At 69.7% G+C, this 4,832-nt stretch carries 5 protein-coding genes; all 5 read left to right on the top strand.

Annotated elements, in window-relative coordinates:
* On the top strand, positions 1–876 hold an 876-nt coding region (locus M4D54_RS13585; RefSeq protein WP_311199715.1), incomplete at its 5' end, for an ABC transporter permease.
* A 59-nt stretch (positions 877–935) separates the two neighbouring features.
* On the top strand, positions 936–1,988 hold the full coding sequence (locus tag M4D54_RS13580) for an ABC transporter substrate-binding protein (RefSeq protein ID WP_259892075.1): 1,053 nt from the start codon (positions 936–938) through the stop codon (positions 1,986–1,988).
* Between the two features lie 116 nt (positions 1,989–2,104).
* Positions 2,105–3,121, top strand: coding sequence for a methionine ABC transporter ATP-binding protein (locus tag M4D54_RS13575; RefSeq protein ID WP_259892073.1), 1,017 nt, complete (start codon positions 2,105–2,107; stop codon positions 3,119–3,121).
* The gene (locus tag M4D54_RS13570) at positions 3,118–3,813 is read left to right on the top strand and encodes a methionine ABC transporter permease (RefSeq protein WP_259789935.1); all 696 of its coding nucleotides are present in this window, start codon (positions 3,118–3,120) and stop codon (positions 3,811–3,813) included. The genes M4D54_RS13575 and M4D54_RS13570 overlap by 4 nt, the downstream gene beginning before the upstream one ends.
* 169 nt (positions 3,814–3,982) lie before the next feature.
* Entirely contained in the window at positions 3,983–4,831 is an 849-nt protein-coding gene (locus M4D54_RS13565) for a MetQ/NlpA family ABC transporter substrate-binding protein (RefSeq protein WP_259892071.1), read from the top strand.
* Position 4,832: the final 1 nt, after the last annotated feature.

The following is a 4,832-nucleotide window of genomic DNA, read 5'->3' as shown; positions in this document are numbered from 1 at the left end:
TCCCACGAGCAGGCCCCTGCCCGCACTTCGCAGGCCGATGCCGCCGACGCGACTCTCAGTCGGCGCGAGGAGCGCACGCTGGAGGCCGCGCAGGCCCAGCGCAGGCATGCCCGAGCGCTCAGCACCCGCGATCTCGTCCTGTCCATCAGCGCCCCCATCGTGCTGGTGCTGCTGTGGGAGATCAGTGCCCGTGCCCTCATCATCGACCCGCGCTTCTTCCCGCCCCCCAGCCGGATCCTCACCGCCGGCATCGAGATGGCCCGCAGCGGCGAGCTGTGGATGCACACCGGCCCCACCCTGATGCGCCTGCTGGTGGGCGGGGGACTGGGTGCGATCAGCGGCATCGCCGTCGGACTGCTCATGGGCTCCTCCCGCGCCCTGAACGCAGCGCTGGGGCCGCTGTTCTCCGCGCTGTACCCGCTGCCCAAGATCGCGATCTTCCCGATCCTGCTGATGATCTTCGGTCCCACCGAGCTGCCCAAGATCATCGCCGTGTTCATCACGACGTTCTTCGTCATGCAGATCGCCGCGGTCTCCGGCGTGTGGGCGATCGACAAGAAGCTGCTGGAGGCCGGCACGGCCTACGGCGCCACCGGCTTCGACCGGTTCCGCTTCGTGGTGCTGCCCGGCGCGATGCCCTTCGTGTTCTCCGGGCTGCGCACAGCGACCGGCACCGCCGTGGTGGTGGTGACCGCCGTCGAGTTCACCGGAGCTTCCACCACCGGCCTGGGCTACCTGATCTGGAACTCCTGGCAGCTGTTCCTGCCGGAGAAGCTGTACGTGGGCCTGGTGGTGATCGGCATCATCGGCGCCGTGCTCACCTCGCTCATCGTCCACTCCGAGAAGCTGCTGCTGCCCTGGCGCCGCAGTCACTGACCCCGACCTATCCCCGCACTGCCGCACCCCCATTCCCCGCCCCGATGAAGGAGCACCCCATGCGACGCCGCACCATCCTCTCCCTCCTGCCCGCCGGAGCCGCGGGCCTCACCCTGGCCGCCTGCGGCCCCGCCGTCACCGGGGACTCCGGCAACGGCGGCGGCAACGGGGGCTCCGACGATGGTGGTGGCGGCGGTGCCGGCGGCACCGTGCGCGTGGGCCACCTGCCCTCGGCCCTGTTCACGCCGCTGTACGTGGCCGACGCCAAGGGCTTCTTCGAGGAGGAGGGCATCACCCTGGAGCTGGTGCCGCTGAAGTCCGGCCAGGACGGCATCCCCATGCTCTCGGGCGACCAGCTCGACGTGATGGTCGCCGGCTTCAGCGCCGGCATGTTCAATGCCCTCAACCAGGGCCTGGAGTTCAAGATCGTGGGCTCCATGGGCATCTCCCCGGGCGATCCGAAGAACTCGCCCACCGCTCTGGAGGTGCGCCAGGAGCTGATCGACGACGGCTCCGTCAGCTCCGTCGCGGACCTCGAGGGCCGCAAGATCGCGGTGGCCGGCGGCCCCGGCGCCACCGGCGGCTACCTGCTCGCGGCGATGCTCGAGGAGGGCGGCCTCACCCTGAACGACGTGGAGGTCGTGAACCTCTCCACCCCCGACCAGGAGCCGGCCCTGACCAACGGCTCGGTCGACGCCGCCACCCCGTCGGCCCCCTTCTCCACCTCCATCGAGGAGGCCGGAGTGGGATCCCCGCTCGCTGTGCCCGCGAAGGGCGTGACCGGCACCGGTGTCACCTATTCCGAGACCTTCATCGGATCGGACCTCGCCCAGCCCTTCTTCACCGCTCTCACCAAGGGCGCGCAGGAGCTCTCCGACGACGGCCAGCAGTCCGACGAGGTCTACCAGATCCTCGCCGACACCCTGGGGCAGGACATCGAGGTGCTGAAGGCCTCCCCGATGTACTCCTACCTGCCGGACCTCGCGCCGCAGCCCGACCAGCTGGAGAACATGCAGCAGGTGTGGATCGAGGCCGGGCAGATCACCTCCAGCGAGCCGCTGGACGTGTCCACCATCGTCGATGCGAGCTTCGCCGAGGGCAGCGGCGCCTGAGCGCACCCCCGCTGCTGTGTGAGCTGCGACATCACCGCGAGGCTCGCCGGCCGCGAATATGTCGCTGGATGAACGCGCGCTACCGGCCGGGGAGCACCCGATGATTCACTACCGTGGTGATCACTCTGGACGGCCTCACCAAGGTCTTCCCCGCGCCCAGCGGGGGAGACCCCGTCGTCGCGCTGGGCGGGATCGACCTGCACATCGGGAAGGGATCGATCCACGGCATCGTGGGTCGCTCAGGGGCCGGGAAGTCCACCCTGATCCGCTGCCTGACCGGACTGGAGAAGCCCACCTCGGGCCGCGTGGAGATCGACGGCACGGACATCGCCGCGCTGGAAGGGGCCGCCCTGCGCGCGGCTCGACGCGAAATCGGCATGGTGTTCCAGCAGGCCAACCTGCTGGACTCCCGCACCGCCGCCAAGAACATCGCGCACCCGCTGGAGATCATCGGGATGCCCGCCGCGCGCCGTGCCGAGCGCGTCGCCGAGCTGGTCTCCCTGGTGGGCCTGGAGGGCCGCGAGAACAATCACCCCGCCCAGCTCTCCGGCGGGCAGATCCAGCGGGTGGGCATCGCCCGCGGCCTCGCCGCCGAGCCCAAGGTGCTGCTGTGCGATGAGCCCACCAGCGCCCTGGACCCCTCGACCACCCGGCAGATCCTCCAGCTGATCCGCGACCTGCGCTCACGGCTGGGCATCACGGTGGTGATCATCACCCACGAGATGAGCGTGGTGCGGGAGGTGTGCGACGAGGTGACGCTGCTGGAGAACGGCACGGTGGCGCAGTCCGGGAGCCTGCTGGAGGTGGCCAGCGACCCCACCGGCCCGCTGGCCTCGGAGCTGATCCCCCTGCCTCCTGCCCCCACCGGTGTGGACGACGTGATGGTGGACTGCGACTACGGGGGCAACTCCCGGATGCGCACCACGCAGGACCTCATCGACCTTGCCGCCACCTACGGCACCCGCGCCACCATCGTGGCCGGCACCATCGAGACCATCGCCGGCGTGCAGGTGGGGCGCGTGCAGCTGGCCCTGCACAACCACGACGGCACACCGATCACCCGGCCCGGGCTGCAGCAGTTCCTGACCGATCTGCGCGAGGCCGGCGTGGTGGCGACGGAGGCACGCCGATGACCGAGATCCTCACCAACCCGGTGTTCACCACCTGGGACTCGAACTTCAGCCTGTGGTCCAACACCCTGATCACCCTGTACATGACCGCCGGGACGATGCTGCTGAGCACCCTGGTGGGGGTACCGCTGGGGGTCGCCCTGTTCGAGACCTCCCGCTCGCCCCACGGCCTCACCCGCTGGATCAACCGTGTGGTGGGCTTCGCCGTGAACGTGGGCCGCTCCTTCCCGTTCATCATCCTGATCATCGCCCTGATCCCCGTGACGCGCTTCGTGGTGGGCCGTGTGACCGGCCCCAATGCCGCCATGTTCGCCCTGACCATCTCGGCGATCCCGTTCCTTGCCCGGCTGATCGAGATCAACCTGCAGGAGGTCGCCGCCGGGAAGATCGAGGCGGTGCGGATGATGGGCGCCACCCGCTTCCAGGTGATCCGCCAGGTGCTGCTGCCCGAGGCGCTGCCCGGCATCATCGGGTCCCTCACCACCACCGCGATCGCCGTGATCGGCTACACCGCCATGGCCGGCGCCGTCGGCGGGAAGGGCCTGGGCGACCTCGCCATACGCATGGGCTACCAGAGCTACGACAACGTGGTGATGATCGCGACCGTGGTGATTCTGGTGCTGATCGTGATCGCCCTGCAGAGCGCGGGCACGGCACTGGCGCGCGCCGTCGACCACCGTGCCGTGAGCCGGTGACGACATGACGGCGACGACATGAAGCGGTGACCCGACAGGGCCCTGCCCCGCCCGCCCGACCTGCACGCCCCACCCGACCCGTACGCCCCACCCCCCGCACGACCTGAGCGCTCCCGCCCCTCGCGCAGAGCGCACCCCGACCCCGACACACCCCACACAGGAGGACCCCATGACCCGCATCGACCGCCGCACCCTGTTCGCCTCCTCGGCCGGCCTGGCAGCGCTGACCCTCTCCGCCTGCGGGGCGGGAGGCACCAGCTCCGACGGACCCACGGAGGAGGGCGGCGTCACCACCATCACCATCGGCGCCTCCCCGAAGCCCCACGCCGAGATCCTCCAGTACGTCCAGGACAACCTGGCCGTCGATGCCGGGCTCGAGCTGTCGATCACCCCGTACACCGACTACCAGATCCCCAACCAGGCCCTGAACGACGGCGAGATCGACGCCAACTTCTACCAGACCCCCAACTTCCTCGAGCAGCAGGTCGAGGAGAAGGGCTACGAGTTCCACGCCTTCGAGGGCGTGCACATCGAGCCGATGGGCCTGTACTCCGAGTCGCTGAGCTCGCTGGACGACATCTCCGACGGCGCCGAGGTGGCCGTGGCCAACGACCCCGCCAACACCGGCCGCGGCCTGGCCCTGTTCGAGTCCGCCGGGCTGATCACCCTGACCGAGGGCGTGGACATCGTCTCCGCCACCCCCGCCGACATCGCCGAGAACCCCAAGAACCTGCGCTTCACCACCCTGGAGGCGGCACAGATCCCCCGCTCCCTGGGTGACTTCGCCGTCGGTGCCGTCAACGGCAACTACGCCCTGGAGGCCGGGCTCAACCCGAAGGAGGAGGCCCTGTTCCTCGAGCCGGGGGAGGACAGCCCCTACGCGAACCTCGTGGTGGTGCGCGAGGCCGACAAGGACAACGAGGCCCTGGTGAAGCTCGATGAGCTGCTGCACTCCGAGGAGGTCAAGCAGTTCATCCTGGACACCTACACCGACGGCTCCGTCATCCCCGCCTTCTGAC

Origin of the sequence: Brachybacterium sp. p3-SID1565, from assembly GCF_025143785.1 — a bacterium.
GTDB classification, from domain to species: domain Bacteria; phylum Actinomycetota; class Actinomycetes; order Actinomycetales; family Dermabacteraceae; genus Brachybacterium; species Brachybacterium epidermidis.
Note: the sequence above shows the minus strand (reverse complement) of the source record. Positions and strands in the feature narration are given on the sequence as shown.